This is a genomic window from Oscillibacter sp. ER4 (assembly GCF_000765235.1).
In the GTDB taxonomy this organism is placed as follows: domain Bacteria; phylum Bacillota; class Clostridia; order Oscillospirales; family Oscillospiraceae; genus Hominicoprocola; species Hominicoprocola fusiformis.
This window is the reverse complement of record NZ_JPJG01000001.1, coordinates 12714-35952: the sequence shown is the minus strand read 5'-3', so window position 1 is coordinate 35952 and position 23239 is coordinate 12714. Positions and strand designations below refer to the sequence as shown.

Annotated in this window: 24 protein-coding genes, 1 pseudogene and 1 riboswitch; of the genes and pseudogenes, 15 read left to right on the top strand and 10 right to left on the bottom strand. The window is 60.1% G+C overall.

The genetic code is table 11. The annotated features are described in order from the left end of the window. The first annotated feature begins 7 nt into the window (after positions 1-7). Positions 8-663 (top strand): annotated as a pseudogene (hypB, locus tag NI20_RS13710) (hydrogenase nickel incorporation protein HypB). Positions 664-704: 41 nt separating this feature from the next. Here the strand turns inward: hypB and NI20_RS0100160 are convergent. The 10 genes from NI20_RS0100160 to serC form a co-directional block, all read right to left on the bottom strand. Beyond that, positions 705-1175, bottom strand: a complete 471-nt coding sequence (locus NI20_RS0100160; protein WP_052084308.1) for a metallophosphoesterase — start codon at positions 1173-1175, stop codon at positions 705-707. Between the two features lie 5 nt (positions 1176-1180). Next, positions 1181-2476, bottom strand: a complete 1296-nt coding sequence (locus tag NI20_RS0100155) for an amidohydrolase family protein (RefSeq protein WP_033119441.1) — start codon at positions 2474-2476, stop codon at positions 1181-1183. 20 nt (positions 2477-2496) lie between these two features. Continuing rightward, a complete protein-coding gene (locus NI20_RS0100150) occupies positions 2497-3753 on the bottom strand; it encodes a glutamate-5-semialdehyde dehydrogenase (RefSeq protein WP_033119440.1) in 1257 nt (418 codons plus the stop codon). Beyond that, on the bottom strand, positions 3750-4529 hold the full coding sequence (gene proB, locus NI20_RS0100145; RefSeq protein ID WP_033119439.1) for a glutamate 5-kinase: 780 nt from the start codon (positions 4527-4529) through the stop codon (positions 3750-3752). Before proB ends, NI20_RS0100150 begins: the two co-directional genes overlap by 4 nt. A 183-nt stretch (positions 4530-4712) precedes the next feature. Continuing rightward, positions 4713-5609: a LysR family transcriptional regulator gene (locus tag NI20_RS0100140; RefSeq protein WP_033119438.1), complete on the bottom strand. Its 897-nt coding sequence runs from the start codon at positions 5607-5609 to the stop codon at positions 4713-4715. Positions 5610-5755: 146 nt separating this feature from the next. Next, on the bottom strand, positions 5756-7453 hold the full coding sequence (locus NI20_RS0100135) for a [FeFe] hydrogenase, group A (protein WP_033119437.1): 1698 nt from the start codon (positions 7451-7453) through the stop codon (positions 5756-5758). After that, positions 7446-8237 (bottom strand): NADH-ubiquinone oxidoreductase-F iron-sulfur binding region domain-containing protein, encoded by a 792-nt coding sequence (locus tag NI20_RS0100130; protein WP_052084307.1) that lies wholly within the window; start codon positions 8235-8237, stop codon positions 7446-7448. The genes NI20_RS0100135 and NI20_RS0100130 overlap by 8 nt, the downstream gene beginning before the upstream one ends. Before the next feature lie 155 nt (positions 8238-8392). Further along, positions 8393-9019: a single-stranded DNA-binding protein gene (locus NI20_RS0100125; RefSeq protein ID WP_033119436.1), complete on the bottom strand. Its 627-nt coding sequence runs from the start codon at positions 9017-9019 to the stop codon at positions 8393-8395. 137 nt (positions 9020-9156) lie between these two features. Further along, positions 9157-10062: a D-2-hydroxyacid dehydrogenase gene (locus NI20_RS0100120; RefSeq protein WP_033119435.1), complete on the bottom strand. Its 906-nt coding sequence runs from the start codon at positions 10060-10062 to the stop codon at positions 9157-9159. 126 nt (positions 10063-10188) lie between these two features. Further along, positions 10189-11280, bottom strand: coding sequence for a 3-phosphoserine/phosphohydroxythreonine transaminase (gene serC / locus NI20_RS0100115; RefSeq protein ID WP_033119434.1), 1092 nt, complete (start codon positions 11278-11280; stop codon positions 10189-10191). Positions 11281-11525: 245 nt separating this feature from the next. Between serC and NI20_RS0100110 the strand changes: the two genes are divergently transcribed. From NI20_RS0100110 to NI20_RS0100045, 14 genes are all read left to right on the top strand, one after another. After that, a complete protein-coding gene (locus tag NI20_RS0100110) occupies positions 11526-12524 on the top strand; it encodes a hypothetical protein (protein ID WP_033119433.1) in 999 nt (332 codons plus the stop codon). A 10-nt stretch (positions 12525-12534) separates the two neighbouring features. After that, positions 12535-12762, top strand: a complete 228-nt coding sequence (locus NI20_RS0100105; protein WP_033119432.1) for a helix-turn-helix transcriptional regulator — start codon at positions 12535-12537, stop codon at positions 12760-12762. Next, entirely contained in the window at positions 12752-13684 is a 933-nt protein-coding gene (locus NI20_RS0100100) for a hypothetical protein (protein ID WP_033119431.1), read from the top strand. The genes NI20_RS0100105 and NI20_RS0100100 overlap by 11 nt, the downstream gene beginning before the upstream one ends. Next, positions 13681-14562: a hypothetical protein gene (locus NI20_RS0100095; protein ID WP_033119430.1), complete on the top strand. Its 882-nt coding sequence runs from the start codon at positions 13681-13683 to the stop codon at positions 14560-14562. Before NI20_RS0100100 ends, NI20_RS0100095 begins: the two co-directional genes overlap by 4 nt. A gap of 94 nt (positions 14563-14656) precedes the next feature. Next, positions 14657-15505 (top strand): hypothetical protein, encoded by an 849-nt coding sequence (locus NI20_RS0100090; protein ID WP_052084306.1) that lies wholly within the window; start codon positions 14657-14659, stop codon positions 15503-15505. 87 nt (positions 15506-15592) lie between these two features. Continuing rightward, positions 15593-16576, top strand: coding sequence for an AraC family transcriptional regulator (locus NI20_RS0100085; protein WP_052084305.1), 984 nt, complete (start codon positions 15593-15595; stop codon positions 16574-16576). A 157-nt stretch (positions 16577-16733) separates the two neighbouring features. After that, the gene (locus NI20_RS0100080) at positions 16734-17285 is read left to right on the top strand and encodes a DUF3793 family protein (RefSeq protein ID WP_033119428.1); all 552 of its coding nucleotides are present in this window, start codon (positions 16734-16736) and stop codon (positions 17283-17285) included. Positions 17286-17317: 32 nt separating this feature from the next. Further along, entirely contained in the window at positions 17318-17743 is a 426-nt protein-coding gene (locus tag NI20_RS0100075; RefSeq protein WP_033119427.1) for a flavodoxin, read from the top strand. Positions 17744-18074: 331 nt separating this feature from the next. Beyond that, positions 18075-18169: riboswitch (ZMP/ZTP riboswitch) on the top strand. 52 nt (positions 18170-18221) lie between these two features. Beyond that, complete coding sequence (purE, locus tag NI20_RS0100070; protein ID WP_033119426.1) at positions 18222-18716, top strand: 5-(carboxyamino)imidazole ribonucleotide mutase; 495 nt, start codon at positions 18222-18224, stop codon at positions 18714-18716. Positions 18717-18773: 57 nt separating this feature from the next. Further along, the gene (gene purC, locus NI20_RS0100065) at positions 18774-19493 is read left to right on the top strand and encodes a phosphoribosylaminoimidazolesuccinocarboxamide synthase (protein WP_033119425.1); all 720 of its coding nucleotides are present in this window, start codon (positions 18774-18776) and stop codon (positions 19491-19493) included. 8 nt (positions 19494-19501) lie between these two features. Continuing rightward, a complete protein-coding gene (gene purF / locus NI20_RS0100060; RefSeq protein WP_052084304.1) occupies positions 19502-20971 on the top strand; it encodes an amidophosphoribosyltransferase in 1470 nt (489 codons plus the stop codon). Then, positions 20964-21998: a phosphoribosylformylglycinamidine cyclo-ligase gene (purM, locus tag NI20_RS0100055; RefSeq protein WP_033119424.1), complete on the top strand. Its 1035-nt coding sequence runs from the start codon at positions 20964-20966 to the stop codon at positions 21996-21998. The genes purF and purM overlap by 8 nt, the downstream gene beginning before the upstream one ends. Next, positions 21992-22600, top strand: a complete 609-nt coding sequence (gene purN, locus NI20_RS0100050; protein ID WP_033119423.1) for a phosphoribosylglycinamide formyltransferase — start codon at positions 21992-21994, stop codon at positions 22598-22600. Before purM ends, purN begins: the two co-directional genes overlap by 7 nt. A 1-nt stretch (position 22601) precedes the next feature. Next, a complete protein-coding gene (locus tag NI20_RS0100045) occupies positions 22602-23234 on the top strand; it encodes an IMP cyclohydrolase (RefSeq protein ID WP_033119422.1) in 633 nt (210 codons plus the stop codon). Positions 23235-23239: the final 5 nt, after the last annotated feature.

Here is a 23239-nt window from a genome sequence, read left to right as displayed (position 1 = left end):
CCATAAGATCATCGAGGTGAAAGAGAGCGTCTTCGCCGACAACGACCGCGAGGCCGCGCGCCTGCGCGCGTACAGCTCAAGCAGGACAGAACGTTTCTGCTGAACCTGATGTCCTCGCCGGGCAGCGGCAAGACGACGACGCTGCTGCGCACGCTTGAAGCGCTCAAGGATGAGCTGCGCATCGGCGTGATGGAGGCAGACATCGACTCTGACGTGGATGCGAAGACTATCGCGGACGCGGGCGTGAAGTCCATCCAGCTTCACACGGGCGGCATGTGCCACCTCGATGCAAGCATGACGGAGCAGGGTCTCAAGGAGATCGGCACGAAGGACTTGGACCTCGTCGTGCTCGAAAACGTCGGCAACCTCGTCTGCCCCGCGGAGTTCGACACGGGCGCGGTCAAAAACGCGATGATCCTCTCCGTGCCGGAGGGGCATGACAAGCCGCTCAAGTACCCGCTCATCTTCACTGTGTGCGACGCGCCCATCATCAACAAGATCGACGTGCTGCCGTATTTCGACTTTGACATGGAAAAGGTCGTCGAATACGCGCACATGCGCAACCCAAAGCTCAAGATATTCCCCCTCTCCGCCAAGACCGGCGAAGGGGTGGACGCCTGGTGCGACTGGCTGCGCGAGCAGGTGCGCGATTGGAACGAGTGAGAAAAGGAAAAGAGATGTACCGCAAGGTACATCTCTTTTTGTTATGCGTCCAGCCGGAAGACCGACGGATAAATTTGCCCGTCCCTGAACTCAAGCACGCCGTAGGTCGGGCGGCGGGGATCGCCAATCGAACCGGGATTCATCATCATCGGCCGCGACGCCGCGTCCACGAGCGGCACGTGCGTGTGGCCGAAGAGCAGAATGTCGGCGTTCATCTCGAGCGCGCGGTACTGCGCGCGGAGAAGTCCGGTCTTCACCCCTAACGTGTGCCCGTGCGCGATGAGCACGCGGTGATCGTCCAGAATCAGCACGCGCTCAAGCGCTTCAAAGCGCCCGAAGTCGCAGTTGCCGGGGACCTGCTCGAGCGGCAGGCTGGGGAAAAGTTCACGCAGCTCCTCGACATCGCGCCAGCCGTCGCCAAGATGGATGATGCCCTGCGGCTTTACGAGCTCTACCGCGCGCACCATGTTGTCGACATTGCCGTGCGAGTCGGATAGTACCAAGTATTTCATAGCGCTCACAGGAACTTGTCGAGCTCGCGCTCGACCTCATCCATTTTTTTGATCTGCGGCTTGTCGATGCGGTAGCCGCCCTTGACGACCATGTCGAGCTCACGCAGCGCGCTCAAATTCTGAAGAGGGTTGCCGGAGCAGACGATCAGGTCGGCCTGCTTGTCCGCCTCAATGCTACCGGTCAGATCACCGATGCCCGCGAGCCGGGCGTTGAGCTTCGTCGCGCTGTACAGCGCGAACGCGGGCGTCACGCCGCAGTATTTGACGAAATAGTGCAGCTCGCGCCACATGTCGTAATGTGTGATGTACGGGCAGCCGACGTCCGTGCCGAGACCGACCGGCACGCCCGCGGCGAGGTTTGCCTTTGCGAGCGCGACGATGCCGTCGAAGACGATCTTGCCGTTTTCCTGCTGCTCATACGTCGCGTGCGAAATGCTGCGGTCGAAGAGCGCGTAGGGCAGGGCGGGGGAAATGGTCGAAATTTGGAACGCCTTGCGCTGCTTGAAGAGTGCGATCATTTCATCGTTCGGCTGTGCGCCGTGCTCGATGGAATCGACGCCGTTTTGCAGCGCGACCATCACGCCCTCAGGGCTCTCAACGTGCGCCGCGACGATCATGCCGAGCGAATGTGCCTTGTCGCACGCGGCCTTGACAAGCTCGGGCTGCATGCGCAGCACGCCCGGCTCGCCCACGACTTCGGCGTCCAGCACGCCGCCGGTGATCATCAGCTTGATGAGGTCGGGCTTTTCGGCGGCGATCTTTTCGACGAGCGCCGCGGCCTCTTCGGCGGAGTGCGCCTCGTAGGCGAGCGAACCCGCCATGTGCCCGCCGGGGACGGAGACCGCCATGTTCGACGCCAGCACGCGCGGGGCAAGAATTTTGCCCGCCGCGGCGAGGTCGCGAATTTTCGTGTCGTAATCGGCGACGCCGCCGACTGTGCGGATGGTCGTGACGCCGGAGAGCAGCTCGGTTTTTGCGTAGCCCTCGCACATGCTGACACCGATCCTGTTCGTCAGCGCGCAGAAGGTGATGAGCTTCACGAGCTTTTTCGGGTCGCTCGCCTTCTTTTTCGGCTTGCCCGAGGCGGGCAGGTGCACGTGCATGTTGATGAGACCCGGCAGCACATATTTTCCGCCGAGGTCGACTGCCTCATAGCCTGCGGGGGTATGCTGTGCGTCGACGATCTCATTGATTTTCTCGCCGTCGATGCACACGGCCTTGCCCGTCTGCGGCTCCATGTGCTCAGAGCCGTCGAGAAGCACGCAGTTTGTCAATGCGTACTTTTTGTCGTTGTGGTACATCGGAGTGTGCGCCTTTCCTGTTATCGAATCTGGCCGCTGCCGGTGATGACGTATTTATAGGTGCTCAGCTCGTCGAGCCCCATCGGGCCGCGCGCGTGGAGCTTCTGCGTCGAAATGCCCATCTCGCAGCCGAGGCCGAACTCCCCGCCGTCGGTGAAGCGGGTGGAGACGTTGACGTACACCGCCGCGCTGTCGACCTCGTCGACAAAGCGGTCGGCCGCGGCTTGGTTCTCGGTCACGATGCAATCGCTGTGGTGCGTCGAGTGATGCTGGACATGTGCGATGGCCGCATCCAGATCATCTACGACCGCGACGGCGAGAATGTAATCGAGAAATTCCGTGTCGAAGTCGAGCTCCGTTGCCGCCGTGCCGGGAATGATCTCCGCCGCGGCTTCGTCGAGCCGCAGCTCGACGGGGACAAGGCCCGCTTCCCTACGCTTGTCGACAAGCGCGGCCTTGAGCTTGGGGAGAAATTCCTTTGCAATGTCGCAGTGGACAAGGCAGACCTCTTCCGCGTTGCAGACGGACGGGCGGCTCGTCTTGGCGTTTTCGATGATCTTTACCGCCATGTTGAGGTCAGCGTCCCTGTCGACGTACACATGGCAGATGCCCGTGCCGGTCTCGATGCAGGGAACGCTTGCATTTTCCACGCACGCGCGGATGAGCCCCTTGCCGCCGCGGGGGATCAGCAGGTCGACAAGGCCGTCCGCCGTCATCAATACCTGCGCGCTCGCATGCGTTGTATCCTCAACGATGTTGACAATGTCGGGGTCGCCGCCGACGGACTCAACGCCCGCCTTGAGCGCCGTGACGATGGCGTGAGAGGAGCGATAGGCCTCCTTGCCGCTGCGCATCATGCAGACGTTGCCGCTCTTGATGCACAGCGCCGCGGCGTCCGACGTGACGTTCGGGCGGCTCTCGTAGATGATGGCGACCAGACCGAGCGGCACCTGCCGCTTGGTGATGGTCATACCATTGGGGCGCTTGAACTGCGCGAGCGCGCGGCCCACGTGGTCGGGCAGCGCCGCGGCCTCGCGGATGCCCTCTGCCATCGCGTGGATGCGGCTCTCCGTCAGGGCGAGACGGTCGAGCATCACATCGGAGATCGCGCCCTTCGCCGCCTCCATGTCCTTGGCATTTTCGCGCAGGATATCTTCGCTGTTGGCCTCAAGGCTCTCCGCCATCGCGAGCAGCAGCCGGTCCTTCTCCTCGGCGCTTGCGCTGCGGATGCTGCCCCAGGCAGCTTTTGTGCGTTCCAGAAGTTCGATCGTTGTCATGCTTCATCCCTCTTTGCCAAAAATCTTGTGCCCACGCGCTTGCCCGCGGCCACATCGTAGAGTACCTCGGGCGACTGGCCGTTGGCGATGACCATTTCGCAGCCTGCTGCCGTCGCCATCTGCGCGGCGCGGAGCTTGGTCGCCATGCCGCCAGTGCCGAGGTTCGAACCGCTACCCCCGCCGAGCGAAATGATGTGCTCGTCGATCTTTTCCACCGTGTCGATGAGCTTCGCGTCGGGGTTCTTGCGCGGGTCTCCGTCGAAGAGCCCGTCGATGTCCGAAAGCAGAATGAGGAGGTCCGCCTGGATCGTCACGGCCACGATGGCAGAGAGCGTATCGTTGTCGCCGATGCCGAACTCCTCGGTGGAGATGGTGTCGTTCTCGTTGATGACCGGCAGCGCGCCGAGCTCTAAAAGCCGCGCGAGCGTGTTGTGGAAGTTCTGCTTGCGCACGCCGCCCTCTTCGATATCCGGTGCGGTGATGAGCAGCTGTGCCACAGTGTGGTTATACTCGGTGAAGAGCTTGTCGTAAATGTACATCAACTCACACTGGCCGACAGCGGCGGAGGCCTGCTTCGTCGGCACGTCTTTCGGCCGTTCGCTCAGGTTGAGCTTGCCAAAGCCCATGGCGATGGCGCCAGAGGAGACGAGGATGATCTCGTGTCCCATATTTTTAAGGTCGCTTAAAACCTTGCACAGCTTTTCCATACGCTGGATGTTCAGCCGCCCCGTGGGGTGTGCCAGCGTGGATGTGCCGACCTTGACGACAATTCTCATATCGTGATCCCTCCGATCAAAGCGGGCGCGCGATGCGTGCGGACGCTGGAATTTGCCCATTATTATACCGCGCCGATCCGCGTTTTGCATCCTTTTTTTGCAAATTTTACGCCGTACTGACACAGTAAAGTGAAAAAGCACAGGCGCGCGAAAGCGCGCCTGTGCTTTTTTGTGAGTTTCCACTTAAAACGGTTTTTTCGCGACCTCCAAGATCACGTCGAGCATGCCTTGAATCTGCGGGGTGATGACCTTGTTGCGGTGATAAAGCACCTGCCGCCACTGGCTCATCTGGCAGTCGGCCACGGGGATGATGGCAAGGTTGCCCTTGTGAATGCTCATCTTCGCCGTGTAGCGCGGCAGCGCGGAGAGATACTCTGGATTCTCGCGGATGAGCTTGAGCGCGAGCGTGTCGCTCTCGAGCTCCAAAAACGGCTCGACACTTAGATCCTGACGGGCAAGCTCGCGGTCGAACTGGTCGCGGTAGGGGTTGCCGTGGTTCATCAGGATGAACGGGTGCGACACAAGGTCGGCAAGGTGCACATCATCGCGGGCAGAGAGCGGGTTTTCCGTGTTCGTCACGATGACGATGTCCTCCTGCGCTTCAAAGACTTTGACAAACTGCGTGTCGAAGATCTGCTCATCGAGCGTGTAGATGATGTCGAGCTCATTCTTGACGAGCATTTCGGTGATGGAGGCGATATTGCCCGCGTGCAGGCTGATCTGCACGTGCGGAAAACGCTCATGGTAGAGCGGCACGATGTTAGAGAACGAGGCGGTGAGCAGCGAATTGAGCGTGCCGACGCGCACGGTGCCGCTCAGCTCGGAATCCGACGAGGCAAAGGCGCTGGCACGCGCGATGGCGCTCACCACGTCGCGCGCGTAGGAGACAAAGTCCTTGCCGTACTGCGTGATGGAGACCGTTTTGCCGATGCGGTCAAAGAGCTGCACGCCCAGCTCACGCTCGAGCTGCTGGATCTGCACCGTGACGGCGGACTGGGAATAATCCAGAGCTTCCGCCGCACGGGAGAAGCTCTTGAGCTCCGTGACTTTTAAGAATGTGACCAGGTTGCGGACTTCCATGGTTGTCCTCCGATTCAAATTTGTAATACATTTTCAAAAATATATTAGTGGAAATATCTTAATTTGTCAATAGACGCATTATAAAAAATAATGAGTCGGGCGAAAAAGTCGGCCGTGGACACACGGCCGGCTTTTTATGAAGGGGATCAGTCCTTGTACTCGTGGTGCAGCAGCTCGTGCGCGCGCTCATTGAGACCCGCGGCATACATCGCGTCGAGGACGGGGTTGCGCTCGCTGCGCTTGAACATCGCGCTGCGGTCGATCTCGTACAGGCCGTGGGCGCGCTTGAGCTTGGTGCTCATCAGCGCGTAGGGCTGGCCCGCGCCGCCGACGCAGCCGGTGCGGCAGGACATGACCTCGACCAGGTCGACCTCGACCTCGCCGTTTTCGATTTGATCGAGCAGCTTAGCTGCGTTGGCAAGGCCGTGGGCCAGGGCGACGCGCACGTCGCGCCCGTTAACGGGGATGGTCACAAAGCGGACGGCCTCCGTGCCGCGAAGACCGCTATGCTCGAGCATGCGCAGGACGTTTTTGCTCTTGTCGGGCAGGCAGCAGCGGAGCACCGCCTCCGCCACGCCGCCGGAGGTGCCGAAGATCTCGGCCGCGCCGCTGCCCATGCCGAACGGCAGGTCGGGCGACTCCTTTTCGAGCATCTGGAAGCGGATGCCGGATTCCTTGATCATCTTGATGACCTCCTGCGTGGTCAGCACGAGGTCGACGTTCGGTACGCCGTCGCGGCGGAATTCCTCGCGTCCGGCCTCCATTTTCTTGGCTGTGCAGGGCATGATGGCGATATGGAAGGTCGTGCGGCCGTCGGCGGCGTCTTTTTCGCGGTACTTGTCCTTTAAGACCGTTGCGAACATTTGCATGGGCGAGAGCGCGGAGGACAGGTTCTTGATGAACTGCGGGCGCTCCTGCTCCACATAGCGCACCCAGGACGGGCAGCAGGATGTCATCAGCGGGAGATTTTCGCCCGTTTCCAGGCGGCGGAGGAATTCCTTCGATTCCTCGCGCACCGTGAGGTCCGCGCCGAAGATCGTATCGTAAATTTCGTCCGCGCCCATGATCTTGAGCGCCGTGACAAGCTTGTCGAGCACATTTTCGCCCGCGGGCAGACCATAGGCCTCACCGATGGCGACGCGCACGGCGGGCGCGATCTGGATGACGACGCGCTTTTGCGGGTCGTGCAGGGCACGCCACGCCGCGCCGATGTCGTTTTTGACGGTGATGGCGCCGGTCGTGCATACGGCGGCGCACTGGCCGCAGCTGACGCAGTGAGTGGTCGAGATGGGCTGGTCGTCGCCCGCCTCAATGTGCAGCCCGGGGCCGCGGCCGGCAAAGTGCAGGATGCTCATGCCCTGAACCTCCTTGCACACGCGCACGCAGTCGCCGCAGAGGATGCATTTGTTGAGGTCGAATGTGACCGCAGGGCTTGAAAAGTCCATCGGTACATGCTCGCGCGTATCCTTGAAGTGAACGTGATGGATGCCGAAGCGCACGGCCATCTCCTGCAGACGGCAGGAGCGGTTTTTTTCGCAGGCGGTGCAGTCGCGGCAGTGCGAGGCAAGCATCAACTCCAGCGTCATGCGGCGGTATTTGAGAAGGCGTGACGTGTTCGTGCGGATGCGCATGCCGTTTTTCGGCTTGGTCGTGCAGGCGGCGTCGATCTTGCCGGTGTCCAGATCCTCGACCATACACATGCGGCACGCGCCGTAAACGGAAAGGTCGGAGTGGAAGCAGAAGTTCGGCATTTCCACGCCCGCCTTGCGGCAGACATCCATGATCGTGGGCTCGTCGTCGAACTCCACGCGGATGTTGTCGACATACATGATACCCTTAGCCATCGATCTCCACCTCCTGGATCGCATCAAAGGGGCAGGCCTCGATGCAGGTATAGCATTTGACGCATTTTTCCGGATCGATCACGAACGGCGACTTGATGACGCCCGTGATGGCCTCGGCGTGGCAGGAACGCGAGCACTTGCTGCATCCGCGGCAGATGCTCGGGTCGATCTCGAGGCGGATGCGGTTATAGGGAAGTCCACCCGGCTCGATTGGCTCGCGGTCAAGCTCGCAGAGCGCGCAGTCCCCACGCAGGTGATCCTTGAATTCCTCGGGAAAGTATTTGATGGCCGTCTCCAGCGTGTGGTAGGAATTGCGGCCCAGATTGCAGAACGCCGTGACCGAGATCATCTCGCCAAGGTCGGTGAGCATATGAAAGTCCGACTCGCTGAGGCGGTAGTCCCGCATGGCCCAGAGCAGCTCGTTCATGCGCTTTGTGCCCTCGCGGCAGGGAACGCACTTGCCGCAGAACTCTGTCTGCGTGTACTGCATAAAGCGACACGCGACATCGACCATGCAGCGGTCCTCGTCGAGCACCGTGATGACGCTGTCGCCGCGGCGCACGCCGTAGGGCTTGAGCTTTTGAAAGTGCAGGGGCAGATCGAGATGCTCCTCGACGAGAAGGCCGCCGCTCGGGCCGCCGATCTGCACCGCCTTAAACTTTTTCCCATTCGGAATGCCGCCGCCGATCCCGTAGATCGCCTCTCGGATGGTGGTCGCCTCCTCGGGAATGTCTACATAGCCGGGGTTGGCGATGTCACCCTTGAGTAAAAAAATTCTTGCCATTTCTCTCTCCATGTTTCGTTTTTTAAATTTCAAAAAATCTAATAGAATATGTAGCACGAAAGACTCTAACACTGCGCCTTAAAATTGTAAAGGGATGCACTGATAAATTATTTGAATAGGAGAGCGGGCTATAAGCAAAAGACGGAGGAGACCGCCTATAATAAGGCGGTCTCCTCCGTTTCTTCTTCGTCCAAAAGCTGCATGATCGACACTTCGAACGCCGTGCGTTCCTCACTGCCGCTTTCGAGCAGCTTGGTGTAGGTCCGGCTCTGCACGCGGCCCTCAAGCGCCAATCGCTCGCCGACGTCCATGCCCGCGATCTGCACGGCGGTCTGTCCCCAGGCGATGCAGGGTAAGTAGTCCGCGCGCCCGTAGTGGCGGTTGACTGCCAGAATGACGTCGCAAATGCTGCGGCCGAGCGGCGTGCGCCGCAGCACGGGCTTTTTGCACAGCGCGCCCGAGAGCAGGATGCGGTTAAAGTACGAGCCGTCGCCCGGCTCGATGCTCTGGGCGAACACGGTGATGACGAGCCGGTTGCCCTGCCCGCTCTTGTTGTTAAACGAGCGCAGCTGCCCGACGATGCGAAGGCTCTGTCCCTCCTCCACAGGGCAGACGCGCAGCAGTGCCTCGCTCGCCACGATGACGGGCACGTCGTTCTGGCCTGACAGGCGCTCGACCCGCAGGGGAAATTTGTCGAACCGGCGGGTATGGTTCTCGTGCGAAAAGACGGGCTCGCCTGCGGCGACGCCCCACAGCTCCACATAGTTCTGGTTGCGCTCCATATCGTACACCTCAGCACAGTTTTGTTGGTGTATCCTATGAAAAAGAACGTGGAGATATGCCGTGCCGAGCGCGAGGACAAGAAGAAAGAGCCGTCTTTCGACGGCTCTTCCTTTTTGTTGATCGCGTGAGCGATAAATTACATCTTGGAGATGATCTCGACCAGCTCTTCGCCGATGCGGCCCTGAGCCTCGACGGTCGCGGAGCCGATGTGCGGCGTGCAGGAGACCATCGGGTGGGAGTAGAGCGCAACGTTGGTCGCAGGCTCGTCGGCATAGACGTCCAGACCGGCGGCGCGGACCTTGCCGCTGTTGAGCGCGTCAAGAAGCGCAGCCTCGTCGACGTTGGTGCCGCGGGAGGTGTTGATGATGACGACGCCGTCCTTCATCTTGGCGATGCGCTCAGCGTTGATGAGAGCGCCGCCGTCGACAGCGGGAGCGTGGACGGAGATGAAGTCGGACTTGGCGAGCAGCTCGTCCATCTCAACATAGGGGATGCCGAGCTCTTCCTCGATGCCGGGGATGTGGAAGATATCGAACGCGATGACGTTCATGCCGATGGCCTTGGCCATCTTGCCGAGCTTCTGGCCGATGCGGCCGAAGCCGACGATACCGAGCGTCTTGCCGGTCAGCTCGATGCCCTTGCCGTAGGCCTTCTTCTCCCACTTGCCCTCGCGCATGGAGTGGCCGGCGATGGAGATGTAACGGGCGCAGGAGAACATGTGAGCCATGGCGAGCTCAGCAACGGACTCGGAGGGGGACTTCGGGGTGTTCTTCACCTCGATGCCGTTGTCCTTGGCGTACTGCACGTCGATATTGTCGAGGCCGACGCCGGCGCGGATGACGCACTTGAAGCGGCTGCCCTTGGCCTCGTCGATCTGCTTGGCGCGCAGCTTGGTCTTGGAGCGAATGATGGCGACATCAAAGTCGCGCAGGGCCTTACCAAGCTCGTCGGGCTCGTAGAACTGCTCAACGAGCTCGTGACCCATCGCGCGAACCTTCTCGATCGCGCCCTTATCCATACCGTCGGTAACAAGAATACGCATTTTAACTTTCTCCTTGTAAATATTTTAATCGTTGACCCAGCCGCTCTTTAAGCGGCGGCACCGGTGAACGCTTCACCGGTGAGGGAGTATCTAAAAGGGGGATGTGATCCCCCTTTTAAAAAGCAATTACTTGGTGTGCTCGGCCTCAAACTTCTTCAGGAATTCGACGAGAGCCTGAGCGCCCTCGATGGGCATGGCGTTGTAAACGCTGGCGCGCAGACCGCCGACGCTCTTGTGGCCCTTGAGGTTATCGTAACCGGCAGCCTTGGTAGCAGCGACGACTTCGGCGTCGAGCTCGGCGGAATCGGTGACGAAGGGGATGTTCATGAGGGAACGGAACTCGGGCTCAACCGTGCCATGGAACATCTTGGAGGAATCCAGGAAGTCATAGATGACCTTGGCCTTCTCGACATTGCGCTTGTGCATCTCCTCGAGACCGCCGATGCTCTTGAGGTACTTGAACACCTTGCCGCAGCAGTAAATCGCCCAGCAGTTCGGGGTGTTGTACATGGAGTCGTTCTTGGCGTGGGTGTCGTAGCGCATGTAGATGGGCATCTTGGGATCGAGATCCTCGCGGATGAGGTCCTCGCGGATGATGGCGATGACCATACCGGCAGGGCCGACGTTCTTCTGCACGCCCGCATAGATCATGCCGTAATCGCTGACGTTGCAGGGCTGGGAGAGGAACATGGAGCTCTGGTCGGAGACAAGAACATGGCCCTTGGTGTTGGGCAGCTGCTGCCAGGTCACACCGTGGATGGTCTCATTCTCGCAGATGTAGACATAGTCGGCATCCTCGGGAATGTCAAGATCGGAGCAGTCGGGGATGTAGCTGTAGTTCTTGTCCTTGGAGGAAGCGGCGACGATGACCTCGCCGTACTTCTTAGCCTCGGCAATGGCCTTCTTGGACCATGCGCCGGTTTCGACGTAGACGGCCTTGCCGTTCTTCATCAGATTCCAAGGCACAGCCGCGAACTGCAGCGTAGCGCCGCCCTGAATGAACAGGACCTTGTAGTTGTCGGGAATGCCCATCAGGTCGCGCAGGTCAGCCTCGGCCTCGTCGACGATCTGCTGGAAAACCTTGGAGCGGTGGCTCATTTCCATGACGCACATGCCGCTGCCGCGGTAGTTCATCATCTCGTCACGGATTTCCTCCAGCACGGGCTCCGGCATCATAGCGGGACCGGCAGAGAAGTTGTAGGTGCGATTGTACTTCATTGTTGGTGTCCTCCTGATTGTCTTTTTTGAGCAATAGCAACAGAAATTGCATGATATGACAGCTACAGTATAGTCTATCGTGCGGGGATAATCAATAGAAAAAAGCAAACTTATCATTTATTTAAAAACAACTGTGCCGCGCTTTGAAAAACAAAAAGCAAATGCAGAAATTATTGACAAACGATAATTCTTCTGCTACGCTGACGATAGAAATTATCGCAAAACAATAATTCTGGAGGTGCGATATGAAACGTGACCGGATCAAGACCTTACTTTTGGCGGAGGCGCTTATCTGCGCGCTGCTTGCGCTCGCCCTGTGGCTTTTCGAGGGCGACGCCTTTTCTGTCGCCGGATTCCCCGGCAGCGCAGTGGGGCAGGGACTGAGTGCGCTGGCCGCCTCGGGACGCTTTGGCTTCGCGCTGGCGTTCACGCTGTATGCCGCGGTGATCCTGCTGCCGCTCTATGCGCTCGTGCACATCGCGGCGCGGCGGGAGCTGAAGCCCGAGGACGCGCTGCTCGTGCTCATCGCGTTTGCCGCGGCTTGCGCGCTCTTTCCACACGGCTGGACCGCCTATTGGAGCACATCGGCGGAGGCACTGTTCCCGCGCCTTGCCTGGCAGTGGCTCATTTTCGCGCTGCTCGCGGGCTGGGTCGTGCTGCGGCTGCTGCGCCGGTTTTCCGGCGGCGATACGCAGGAGCTCTTGAAGCTCTTCCGCGCGCTGCTTATCCTCGCGGCGGCGTACTTCGTCTTCGAGGTTTGCTTTGCGGAATTTGCGGGCCTGTTTTCCGCCATCGACGCTCTCAAGGCGGGCAACAGCGCCTTTACAACCGATACGGTACTGCCTGCGGCAACGGACATAACGGGTTCGAAGAGCCTTGTGTTCAGCTATGTTGTCCTCGCCCTGCGCTTTGCCGCGGAAGTCCTTCCTACGCTGCTCGCCGCGGCGACGGCGTACTTCGCCATCGGCCTTCTCGACACGATGGAAGACGGCGCGTTTACGCAGGAGAGCGCCGCCTACGCGCCAAAGCTCGCCGAATGGTGCGTCAAGGTCCTCAAGCTCAGCGTGCTGTTTGCGCTCGCGGTCAACGTTTTACAGGCGGTTTGCGCGCCGCTCATCCTCAGCACCAGCATTTCCATCCGCCTGCCGGTCCTCGAGCTGTGCTTCGTGCTGGCGGCGCTCCTCGGCGCGCGGCTCATCGCCTCGAACGTCGCCCTTGCGGCGGACAACGACCTCTTTATCTGAGGGTGCTGCCATGGCGATCACGGTACATTTGGACGAGGTGCTGAAAGCGCGCGGCATGACAAGCAAGGAACTTTGTGCCACCGTCGGCATCACGGAGGCAAATCTTTCCATTCTGCGCAGCGGCAAGGCCAAGGGCGTGCGCTTTGCGACGCTCAACCGCATCTGCTGCGCGCTCGAGTGCAATGTGGGCGACATTCTGCAATGCGACGGAGAATTGGAGGCAGAGCATGAAGAGTAAAACGAAAACGATACTGATTTTTGCTGCGATCCTCGCGGCGGTCTTTCTCATTGCCTTTCTCGACGGCGGCGCGGTGCAGTCCGCCGCGGACGAGGAGGAAGAGGGCACGCTCATCGGCGCTTTCGTCTCGGAAGAGGACATCGACATCGGCGGTGATCTTGCGGTCTCGGCCGCGGGCAAATTCGTCTGGAAGGCCGGGGGGCTCTATATGGAGACAGACGACTGGTCCGCGCTCGGTGAGCGCGGCGGCGGCATCTACTGCACGATGGAGCCGGACGCGCGCTACGGTGAGGAGGACGCCAAGTCGCCGAATATCACGATCTTCGGAGCACTCGGTGCGCCGCTGGGGAAGGCCGGTATCGACGATGACAACGGCGTCCGTACGACGGACATCGACCTCTCGGGCGAGGTCTACGCCTGCGGCAGCAGACATGTGATCTTCAACTTCTATCCCATCTACCAGACGTCGGATGGACGCATTTATTTGACGCGCGGCAACAGCATGGGCATGTCCGGCTCGGACGGCGGCAGCGTGACCCACACGCTCACGAGCGATAAGACCGAGACGATCGGCGGCATGTCCGAGCGCGTGAAGGTCAGAGTTGCCATCACCGCCGTCTCCCGCCCGACGCCGACGAAGTTCACCGTCGCGCACATGGACGAAAACGACGATCTCTTGAAGCTTGAAGAGTTCGCGCCCGACGCGCTGCCCGAGTCCATCACCGCCGCGCCCGGCGCGGCGTATCTCATCGGCACGAGCTATGGACAAGACGGGGACGTAGAGACGGCGGAATACGACATTTGCAGCCGCAGCAATGACAGTGCGCCGTATGCTTACTCAAATCTGGACACTTTCCGCTATCAGGACGGTAAGCTCTGCTCAATCAGCATCAAGGTCAACTGGGGGGAGGGAACAGCATGAAACGACTGATCGCCTTTGCGCTGGCGCTCGCAGTGGTGTTTGGTGTGAGCTTTGCGCTTTACAAGCCCGAGCGGATCGAAGCCGCGGCGCAGGAGACCATGGACGACGAATGGGTCGGATACTTCTTCGCCCTCGAACCCTTCGACGGCAGGCGCTACGCGACGGAGAACGGCGATGATTACGACTTCGGCGTGCCCAGCGTGCCGGCGTTTGTGACCATCACAGCGTTTGAACCCGACGATCCGGATTACGAAGAGGGCTCTGAATTCAACTATTCCGTCGGTGCGGCGGTGTCCGACGAGGTGGTGGGCAGCGGAATGCGCGTCAACGTCGACGACAACGGCAGCAGCTACGAGACGAGCGGAGAGATCGCGCTCGACGCGCTGGGACAGGCGGAACTGTACGAATGTTATGTCTACCGCACGCCCGCGGGGGACTACTATGCCGAGTGCACACAGGACAATGGCACAAATGTGCGTTACAGGACATCCAGCACAAACCTGAACCAGACGCGGACGATATCGACCGAGCGGTCGAGCGACTGGAGCGTGAACGGTAAAACGCAGAGCCGCTCGATCAAGGTGAGCGTTTCATTCGCGGCGCACACGGCGGCAGAATCGGTCGAATTTGTCTGGATGGACAGCGATAAGAACGTTCTGTCGCGCGCGGCATACGCCGCCGACGCTCTTCCTGAGACGCTGACCGCGCCGGACGGCGCGTCGATGCTTGTCGTGACGCAGACGAGTGCGGACGGCACAAGCGCCCGCTCACTCTGCACACAGGATGATCTGTTCGCCAGAGCCTATGTTCCCTCGATGCTTTCCGGCCTCCTGCGTGTCGTCGATGTGTCGCTCGACTGGGGAGAGAATGGGACTTAACCAATTCTTAATAAAGAATTCGCTAAGAAAATGATTGCAATACGCGGGCAAAGCGGGTAAGATGGGGTTAACTCAAAGAAAAGAGGAACTTGCCATGCGTCCCGACGGAACCCGAGTGAAAGAGGCGTCCACCATCGTTTCGGCATTGCCCTATGTCATGCCGCGGCGCTACGATGCGCAGAATTTCATCACCGAATACGCCGATATGGAGGTCCTGCGCCGCTACATTCAGGAAAAGCGCCGCGAAGGCGTGCGCATCCCGTATATGACGCTCATTCTGGCGGCATACTTCAAGGCGTATCAGGAAAATCCGAAGATCAACCGCTTTATCATGAACAGCAAGATCTATCAGCGCAACCACTTCTGCGTCAGCTTCGTCATCCTGAAAACGCGCGCCGACGGCCGCGCGGACGAGACGTCGATCAAGGTGTTCTTTGAGGACGGGGACGATATCTTCTCCATCAACCGCAAGATCGAGGAGGCGGTCGCGCAGAATCAGGTGGCCGCGCATAACAACAATACGGATAAATTCGCGAATTTTCTGTTCGCCATCCCCATCATGCCGGGGCTTTTGTTCGGCCTTGTCAAGCTGATGGACCGCTGCGGCCTGCTGCCGCGTAAGATCATTGATCTGAGCCCGTTCCACACGAGTCTTTTTATCACGAACCTTGCCTCCATCAACACGAATTCCATCTTCCACCACTGCTATGAGTTCGGCACGACGGGTGTGTTCGTCAGCATGGGCAAGCCTATTGCCAATTATATGAGCGGGGAGTATAATAAAAAAATGATCCCGCTCTCCGTCGTGATGGATGAGCGCATCTGCACAGGACACGAGTACGCGCTGTTCTGGGCGAGCGTGCGCCGCTATCTCAAGCACCCCGAACTGCTGGAGGGCAAGACGACGGAGGAAAACGCAGATCTCGCGGAGGACTGCGTTTGATCAGCAGCCACAAGCCGCAAAGCGCGGGATCTGCGCTTTGCGGCGTTTTCTACTTTTATATGTAGAAGAAAGGACAGGGAAGCTTCCTTGATCGAACCAAAGTCTCAGGTAAAGAAATGCAGCGCCCACGCAGAAATTTTGCAGCAAAACGATGAACGCACCGTCTACCGTCTCAGGGAGACGGACGGCGAGGTGCGCATCACGGCCTATCCCGTTTTCTCCGGCATCGAGCTTGCCTATCACGATGTGCACGCGCCGTCCTACCGTCTGTCAGAGCCGGGCGCGGCGGGACTCATCGAGATCCAGCACTGCCGCGAGGGACGCGCGGAATACTGCTGCGGCGGCGAGCATTACTTTTTGGCTCCCGGCGACCTCTCCGTCGTGCGCCGCGCCGCCATCGAGGGGGAGGTGGAATTCCCCACGGGACACTACCACGGCATCACCGTCACGCTCGACCCCGCCCTCGCACCTGACTGTTTGTCCTGCATTTTGCAGGATGTCGACGTCCGCCCCAGCGTGCTGGCGGAGAAGTTCTTCGCCGACTCGGAGTGCTTTGTCTCGCGTTCGTCGGCGCGCGTGGAGCACATCTTCTCTGAGCTCTACGCCGTGCCCGCCGGCATCCGCCGCGGCTACTTTAAGGTTAAGGTGCTTGAACTGCTGCTCTTTTTGAGTGCGCTCGACGTGGCGCACGAAAAGCACGGCTATACCGCCGCGCAGGTGCGCCTTGCGCGCGCGGCGCGCGACGCGCTGCTTGCAAGCACGGAGGACGACGTCACGATCTCGGCGCTCTCGCAGGAGCTTGGCGCGTCGTCCTCGCAGCTCGCCGCGAGCTTTCGCGGCGTGTACGGCATGACGCCCGCAGCGTTTTTGCGCGCGCAGAAGATGCACAGTGCCGCGCAGCTCCTGCGCACGAGCGACCGCACGGTGCTCGATATCGCGGGGCAGTTCGGCTATGACAACGCCAGCAAGTTTGCCAAGGCCTTCCGCAGTGTGATCGGTGTGTCGCCGAGCGCGTACCGCGCGGGCGCGGACAGCGACAGCTGCGCGCCGACGGCGGAAAAGGCAGAATAAAATATTTTGGAGCCTCATCCGATCAATTTGGAGCGGATGGGGCTCTTCTTTTCGGGTATCCTAAGACACGTCAAGAGAGAGGACGCCGCTCCCCAGAAGTTAGAGAAATCTAACTTCTGGGGAGCCACCACCGAAACCAAAGGGGAGGGAAACGGGCATGTCTGAAGAGATCCTGGTGCGGCAGGGTGCGCCGACGTTGGCAGGTATCAAAACGGGCAGCCTCTTCCCTTGTCCTTGCGAAGATAAGGAAGCGCTCTTTGCGGACATCCGCCGCCTGAACCGTCTGCTTGTGCCAAAGGGCCTGTGTCTGCTGCCGATCCGTTTTCTGAAAGGACAGGTCCTTTTGTACCTGTACCGCCCCTCTGAGCTGCGGAGAGATTTGGAGAACGAACAGGCGGCCGAGATCCTGCACCACGCGGGCTACAATAGCGGCCACTGCGGACGCTGCATCGCAAACCTCATCCGCCGATTCCGTGAGGGCGGCGAATTCCCCCATGAGGTCGGGCTTTTCCTCTCGTATCCGCCGGAGGACGTCAAGGGCTTCATCGACCACCGCGCCTGCAACTTCAAATGCGCGGGGCTGTGGAAGGTCTACGGCGACGAGAAGAAGGCGCGCGAGCTGTTCGCCCGCTTCAAAAAATGCACGGAGATCTACTGCGCACTCTGGGAGGCCGGCTCGGGCATCGAGCAGCTTGCCGTGGCAGTGTGATAGATACTGATTTATGAAAGGAACATACTGATATGAAAAAGACTGCTGTTGTTTATTGGAGCGGCACGGGCAACACCGAGGCCATGGCCAAGGCCGTCGCTGAGGGCATGGAGAGCGCGGGCGCGCAGGTCACGATGTTGACCCCTGACCAGGTCAAGGCCAGCGAGCTGAGCGCTTATGACGCGATTGCCTTCGGCTGCCCCGCCATGGGCAGCGAAGTGCTCGAGGAGATGGAGTTCCAGCCCATGTTTGACGAGGTCAAGCGCAGCCTTGGCGGCAAGAGCGCCGCGCTGTTCGGCTCCTACGGCTGGGGCGACGGCGAGTGGATGCGCGGCTGGGAAAAGGACTGCGATGATTCCGGCATCCGCCTTGTGTGCGAGAGCGTGACCTGCTGCGAAGCGCCTGATGACGCCGCGCTGGACGCCTGCCGCGCGCTGGGCAAGGAGCTTGCAAAGTGAGGATTCCTCTGTGGACGAAAAGCGCGCGATGAGGAAGCTCAGGCGGAAAGCACCTGTGCTCGTTGCGCTTGCGGTCATCCTGCTGAGTCTTGCCATCGGCGGATGCCTGCCTTTTTGAAAACACGATGCGATGGAAGGCCGCGTACGGGGAGTGCGCGGCCTTCCGATTTTTATTTGCGCTGCCGAAACGGCAGATTTTTACTGATAGACATTATCGTGGCTTATGAATATGTAAAATATCATCAAAAAACTGATAAATAGGGCGGAGCCTTTCTCTCTTTTGCCGCATGGACGAAAAGAGCCCTCTGTGATACCATATTGCTTGTCAAGTTGAGCTCTTTGTAACTGACGGAAACGTGGGTCACCACAGGGGAGCAGAGAGCGTTTCTTGCTGAAATTCAGCAGCCGACCGTCTGGGCACTTCAACTGCACATTGAGGCAGTGGAGCGCCCATTTTTGCTTTTAAGGAGGCAGAACTATGCGAAAGGTAGCCGTTATTATGGGCAGCACGAGCGACCTGCCCGTCGCCGAGAAGGCGATCCAGACGCTCAAGGAATATGGGATCGAGACCGAGGTCCGTGTGTTATCCGCCCACCGGTGCCCGAACGAGGCAAGAGAATTTGCAGCGTCGGCACGGGAGAGCGGATTTTCTTGTATCATCGCGCTCGCGGGCATGGCCGCGCACTTGGCCGGCGCGATGGCCGCGAATACGACGCTTCCCGTCATCGGCGTGCCGTGCAGCGGCGCGAAGCTCGACGGCATGGACGCGCTGCTCTCGACCGTCCAGATGCCGAGCGGCATCCCCGTTGCCACCGTCGCTATCGACGGGGCGAAAAACGCCGCCATCCTTGCCGTCCAGATCATGGCTGTGAGCGACGAGGGCCTTGCCCACAAGCTCCAGGCCGCACGTGACGAGGGCACCGCCGCTGTCTTGAAGGCGGACGAAGAGCTTCGCGAGCGCTACAAAAACTGAGAAACCATCCATCCATATCAATCAACAAAAATATAAAATAAAAGGAGAACAGTCATCATGGAAAAGAAAGAACAGCTCTACGAAGGCAAGGCCAAGAAGGTTTACGCCACCGAAGATCCCAACCTCGTTATCGTTTCCTACAAGGACGACGCCACCGCCTTTGACGGCGCAAAGAAGGGTACCATCGTCGGCAAGGGCGTCATCAACAACCAGATGACCAACCGTCTGATGGCCAAGATGGAAAAGGCCGGCATCCCGACCCACTTTGTCAAGGAGCTCAGCGAGCGCGACACGCTCGTCAAGAAGGTCTCCATCGTCCCGCTGGAGGTCATCATCCGTAACATCTCCGCCGGTCACTTCGCCTCCCGCTACGGCGTGGAGGAGGGCATCGTCTTCTCCGAGCCCACGATCGAGTTCTCCTACAAGAACGACGATCTGCATGACCCCCTGATGAACGCCTATCACGCCGTTGCCCTCAAGCTCGCGACCTGGGAGGAAATCGAGCTCATCAAGAAGTATGCCTTCGCCGTCAACGACACGCTCAAGGCATTTTGGAGCGAGTGCGGCGTCACGCTCGTCGACTTCAAGCTCGAGTTCGGCAAGACCGTCGACGGCCAGATCGTCCTCGCCGATGAGATCAGCCCCGACACCTGCCGCCTGTGGGACAGCAAGACGAACGAAAAGCTCGACAAGGACCGCTTCCGCCGCGACCTCGGCGGCGTGGAAGACGCCTACGCCGAAGTCATGAAGCGCCTGATGGCCCACGACGCACAGTAAGATCAAATATGACAGAGAATCACAACATCATCCCGGCGCGCCACATTCACGAAGAATGCGGCGTGTTCGGCATCTTTACGCCTCAGGAGGCGGACGTCGCGTCCTATGCCTACTACGCGCTCTACTCCCTCCAGCACCGCGGACAGGAGAGCGCGGGTATCGTCGTCAACGACGACGGCCTGTTCCGCTCGCTACGCGACACCGGCCTTGTGAGCGAGGTCTTCCCGCCTGAGCAGCTCAAGTCGCTCGGCCAGGGCACCATCGCCGTCGGCCATGTGCGCTACGGCACGACCGGCAGCGACAACAAGCGCAACGTCCAGCCCATTCTGGTGAACCACTTCAAGGGCCGCATGGCGCTCGCGCACAACGGCAATCTGACGAATTCCCGCGAGCTGAGGCAGGAGCTTGAAAGCCGCGGCTCCATCTTCCAGACCACGACCGACAGCGAGGTCATCGCCTATATCATCGTGCAGGAGAGACTGAATCGCGGCTCCATCGAAGAGGCTGTCTCCGCTGCGATGGACCGCATCGAGGGCGCGTATTCCCTCGTCCTCTCCTCGCCGACGAAGCTCATTGCCGCGCGCGACCCCCACGGCTTCCGTCCCCTCTGCATGGGGCATCTGAAGGACGGCTCTGTTGTCTTCGCGTCTGAATCCTGCGCGCTCGACGCCATCGGCGCCGAGTTCGAGCGCGACATCCGCCCCGGCGAGATCGTTGTCGTCGACACGGCCGGCGTTCGCTCCGACACGAGCCACTGCGGCAAAGCGCCGAAGAAGCTCTGCGTCTTCGAGTTCATCTACTTCGCCCGCCCTGACTCCGTCATCGACGGCAGCAGCGTCCACATCGCACGCCAGCGCGCAGGCGCGTTCCTCGCGCTCGAGCATCCCGTGCAGGCGGATGTCGTCATCGGCGTGCCGGATTCCGGCCTTGATGCAGCCCTCGGTTACGCGCGCCAAAGCGGCATCCCCTACGGCATCGGCTTTATCAAAAATAAGTACATCGGCCGCACGTTCATCTCGCCCACGCAGACGATGCGCGAAAATGAGGTCAACATCAAGCTCAACCCCATCCGCTCCGTGGTTGAGGGCAAGCGCGTCGTGCTCATCGACGATTCTATCGTCCGCGGAACGACCTGCCGCCGCACGATCGACCTTTTGTGGAAAGCGGGCGCAAAAGAGATCCACATGCGCGTCAGCGCGCCGCCGTTCGTCTCCGAGTGCTACTACGGCACGGACATCGACGACAAAAATAACCTCATCGCCACGCACCACACGGTCGATGAGATCGCGAAGATCATCGGCGTCAACTCGCTCGGCTACTTAAGCATCGAGGACGTCGTCAAGCTCGCCGACAACACCGAAAACGGCTTTTGCACGGCCTGCTTCGGCGGCGGCTATCCCACGAGCATCCCGAAAGACGGCGGCAAGGACCGCTTTGAGTGCAAAATCAGTGAAGGGGAGAAAAAGAAGAATGCGTAGTTTTTCTGAGAGCTACCGTGATGCCGGCGTGAATATCGAGGCCGGCTATGAGGGCGTCAAGCTGATGAAAAAGCACGTCCAGCGCACCATGATCCCAGGCGTTGTGTCCGATATCGGCGGCTTTGGCGGCCTGTTCGCACCCGATCTCACCGGTATGAGCGAGCCCGTGCTCGTCTCGGGCACGGACGGCGTGGGCACGAAGCAGCGCATCGCGCAGCTGATGAACAAGCACGACTCCGTCGGCATCGACTGCGTTGCTATGTGCGTCAACGACATCATCTGCTGCGGCGCAAAGCCCATCTTCTTCCTCGACTACATCGCCATCGGCAAGAATGAACCGGAGAAGGTCGCGACGCTCGTCTCCGGCGTGGCCGAGGGCTGCGTGCAGTCCGGCTGCGCGCTCATCGGCGGCGAGACCGCCGAGCACCCCGGCACCATGTCTGCCGACGACTATGACCTCGCGGGCTTCGCCGTCGGCATTGTCGACCGCGCGAAGATCATCGACCACGACCGCATGCGTCCGGGCGACGTTGTGATCGCGCTTACCTCAAGCGGTATCCACTCCAACGGTTATTCCCTCGTGCGAAAGGTCTTCAACGTCGAGCACGCGGACCTCGGCGCGTATGTCGACGAGCTCGGCTGCACGCTGGGCGAAGAACTGCTGCGCCCGACGAAGATCTACGTGAAGCCCGTCCTCGCGGCGATGGACGTGGCCGACGTCCACGGCGTCAGCCACATCACAGGCGGCGGCTTCTATGAAAATATTCCCCGCTGCATCCCAGACGGCCTGTGCGCGAAGATCGACAAATCCGCTCTCCGCACGCCGCCGATCTTCGGCATGCTCCAGCGCATGGGCAGCATCCCCGAGCACGACATGTTCAACACCTACAACATGGGCGTCGGCATGACGATGATCGTCGCCAAAGATGACGCCGACAAGGCGCTTGCCGCCCTCAAGGAAAACGGCCAGGACGCCTACGTGATCGGCGAGGTCGTGAGCGGGGAAGAGAAGGTCGCACTATGCTGAAAAGCGCGCGCATCGCGGTGTTCGTCTCGGGCGGCGGCACGAATTTACAAGCCTTGCTCGACGCGCAGAGAGACGGCAAAATTCCACACGGCGAGATCGCGCTCGTCATTTCCTCTCAGGCGTGCGCCTACGCGCTCGAACGCGCGGAAAAGGCGAACGTCCCCGCGCACACCGTGCCGTCGAGCCTCATTCAGCACGACTTTGAGGCGGCCATCGAGCTGCTGCTCGAGCAGTACAAGATCGATGTCATCGTCCTTGCAGGCTTTTTGAGCATCCTGAGCGAGAACTTCACGAAAAAGTGGCCGCGCCGCATTCTGAATATCCATCCGTCGCTGATCCCGTCGTTCTGCGGCAGGGGCATGTACGGCTTAAAGGTGCACGAGGCTGCGCTCGCGCGCGGCGTGAAGGTCACGGGCGCGACGGTGCACTTTGTCAACGAAATCCCCGACGGCGGCGAGATCATTCTGCAAAAGGCCGTCGAGATCGAAGAGGGCGACACGCCCGAGACCTTACAGCGCCGCGTGATGGAGCAGGCCGAATGGAAGCTCCTGCCGCGCGCGGCGGAGCTTGTCTGCCGCGCCATCACAGAAGAGGAGAACTGAAATGGTCGACTTTCTGCACTTTCTGAAAAATACGTCTTATCCCGGCCGCGGCATTTTAGTCGGCAAGGACCGCGTCTATTATTTCATCATGGGCCGCAGCGAAAACAGCCGCAACCGCGTCTTTGTCAAGACCGACGACGGCATCCGCACCGAGGCCTTTGACCCCGCCAAGCTCGCCGACCCGAGCCTCATCATCTATCACCCCGTCCGCACGATGGGCAGTGACCTCGTCGTGACGAACGGCGACCAGACCGACACGATCTGCGCACACGGCGACTTTCGCCGCGGCCTGATGACGCGCGAGTACGAGCCCGACGAGCCGAACTGGACACCGCGCATCTCCGCCATCGTGCATGAGGACGGCTCATTCGAGATGTCCATCCTCAAGCATAACAACGGCCGGTGCCTGCGCGAGTTCTTCTGCTACGAGGGCTGCGACGCGGACAAGGCCTACTTCATCAGCACCTATCAGGGCGACGGCACGCCGCTGCCGACGTTTGCGGGCGAGCCGATGGAGGTGAGCGTCCCCAGCCCCGAAGAGGTCTGGGCTGCGCTCAACGCGGACAACAAGGTGTCCCTTTACGCAAACATGAACGGCGAAGTCAAGCTGTTCAACAAGAATTTAGGCGATTGAGGAGA

Coding starts and splice junctions, on each gene's coding strand:
- NI20_RS0100160 (WP_052084308.1), bottom strand. CDS start 1,175: ATGAAATACTTGGTACTATCCGACTCGCACGGCAATGTCGACAACATG.
- NI20_RS0100155 (WP_033119441.1), bottom strand. CDS start 2,476: ATGTACCACAACGACAAAAAGTACGCATTGACAAACTGCGTGCTTCTC.
- NI20_RS0100150 (WP_033119440.1), bottom strand. CDS start 3,753: ATGACAACGATCGAACTTCTGGAACGCACAAAAGCTGCCTGGGGCAGC.
- proB (WP_033119439.1), bottom strand. CDS start 4,529: ATGAGAATTGTCGTCAAGGTCGGCACATCCACGCTGGCACACCCCACG.
- NI20_RS0100140 (WP_033119438.1), bottom strand. CDS start 5,609: ATGGAAGTCCGCAACCTGGTCACATTCTTAAAAGTCACGGAGCTCAAG.
- NI20_RS0100135 (WP_033119437.1), bottom strand. CDS start 7,453: ATGGCTAAGGGTATCATGTATGTCGACAACATCCGCGTGGAGTTCGAC.
- NI20_RS0100130 (WP_052084307.1), bottom strand. CDS start 8,237: ATGGCAAGAATTTTTTTACTCAAGGGTGACATCGCCAACCCCGGCTAT.
- NI20_RS0100125 (WP_033119436.1), bottom strand. CDS start 9,019: ATGGAGCGCAACCAGAACTATGTGGAGCTGTGGGGCGTCGCCGCAGGC.
- NI20_RS0100120 (WP_033119435.1), bottom strand. CDS start 10,062: ATGCGTATTCTTGTTACCGACGGTATGGATAAGGGCGCGATCGAGAAG.
- serC (WP_033119434.1), bottom strand. CDS start 11,280: ATGAAGTACAATCGCACCTACAACTTCTCTGCCGGTCCCGCTATGATG.
- NI20_RS0100110 (WP_033119433.1), top strand. CDS start 11,526: ATGAAACGTGACCGGATCAAGACCTTACTTTTGGCGGAGGCGCTTATC.
- NI20_RS0100105 (WP_033119432.1), top strand. CDS start 12,535: ATGGCGATCACGGTACATTTGGACGAGGTGCTGAAAGCGCGCGGCATG.
- NI20_RS0100100 (WP_033119431.1), top strand. CDS start 12,752: ATGAAGAGTAAAACGAAAACGATACTGATTTTTGCTGCGATCCTCGCG.
- NI20_RS0100095 (WP_033119430.1), top strand. CDS start 13,681: ATGAAACGACTGATCGCCTTTGCGCTGGCGCTCGCAGTGGTGTTTGGT.
- NI20_RS0100090 (WP_052084306.1), top strand. CDS start 14,657: ATGCGTCCCGACGGAACCCGAGTGAAAGAGGCGTCCACCATCGTTTCG.
- NI20_RS0100080 (WP_033119428.1), top strand. CDS start 16,734: ATGTCTGAAGAGATCCTGGTGCGGCAGGGTGCGCCGACGTTGGCAGGT.
- NI20_RS0100075 (WP_033119427.1), top strand. CDS start 17,318: ATGAAAAAGACTGCTGTTGTTTATTGGAGCGGCACGGGCAACACCGAG.
- purE (WP_033119426.1), top strand. CDS start 18,222: ATGCGAAAGGTAGCCGTTATTATGGGCAGCACGAGCGACCTGCCCGTC.
- purC (WP_033119425.1), top strand. CDS start 18,774: ATGGAAAAGAAAGAACAGCTCTACGAAGGCAAGGCCAAGAAGGTTTAC.
- purF (WP_052084304.1), top strand. CDS start 19,502: ATGACAGAGAATCACAACATCATCCCGGCGCGCCACATTCACGAAGAA.
- purM (WP_033119424.1), top strand. CDS start 20,964: ATGCGTAGTTTTTCTGAGAGCTACCGTGATGCCGGCGTGAATATCGAG.
- purN (WP_033119423.1), top strand. CDS start 21,992: ATGCTGAAAAGCGCGCGCATCGCGGTGTTCGTCTCGGGCGGCGGCACG.
- NI20_RS0100045 (WP_033119422.1), top strand. CDS start 22,602: ATGGTCGACTTTCTGCACTTTCTGAAAAATACGTCTTATCCCGGCCGC.